This is a genomic window from Brevibacillus ginsengisoli, from assembly GCF_050113715.1.
Classification (GTDB): domain Bacteria; phylum Bacillota; class Bacilli; order Brevibacillales; family Brevibacillaceae; genus Brevibacillus_H; species Brevibacillus_H ginsengisoli.
Map to the genome: position 1 here is coordinate 1 of NZ_JBNJQR010000025.1, position 509 is coordinate 509.

Annotated in this window: 4 tRNA genes; all 4 read right to left on the reverse strand. The window is 50.5% G+C overall.

Annotation, left to right across the window (positions count from 1 at the left end):
* Positions 1–17: 17 nt before the first annotated feature.
* Positions 18–93: transfer RNA gene (locus tag ACQCN2_RS23350), tRNA-His, on the reverse strand.
* Between the two features lie 14 nt (positions 94–107).
* Positions 108–181 (reverse strand) — tRNA-Trp (locus ACQCN2_RS23355).
* A 1-nt stretch (position 182) separates the two neighbouring features.
* Positions 183–259 (reverse strand) — tRNA-Met (locus ACQCN2_RS23360).
* Between the two features lie 30 nt (positions 260–289).
* Positions 290–380, reverse strand: a tRNA-Ser gene (locus ACQCN2_RS23365).
* Positions 381–509: the final 129 nt, after the last annotated feature.

Genomic DNA, 509 nt, shown 5'->3' on the forward strand with positions numbered 1-509 from the left:
TGGCTATACTCCCATAATGGGGCGATCGATGGGAATCGAACCCACGAGTGTCGGAGCCACAATCCGATGCGTTAACCACTTCGCCACGACCGCCATATTTTTAGTTTTGGCAGGGGCAGTAGGAATTGAACCCACACCAAAGGTTTTGGAGACCTTCGTTCTACCTTTAAACTATGCCCCTATGGTAGCGGTGGAGGGAGTCGAACCCCCGACCTTTCGGGTATGAACCGAACGCTCTAGCCAGCTAAGCTACACCGCCAAAATATAGATGATATTTCTTGAATTGAAATGGCGGAGAGTGAGGGATTCGAACCCTCGCTACGCTTGCGCATACTAACGGTTTAGCAAACCGTCCCCTTCGGCCTCTTGGGTAACTCTCCATTTGCTCTTTCAAAACTGGATAACGGGTCTGACATTCGCTAAGGAAACGTGGATAAGTCCTCGACCGATTAGTATTCGTCAGCTCCATGCGTTGCCGCACTTCCACACCGAACCTATCAACCTCATCG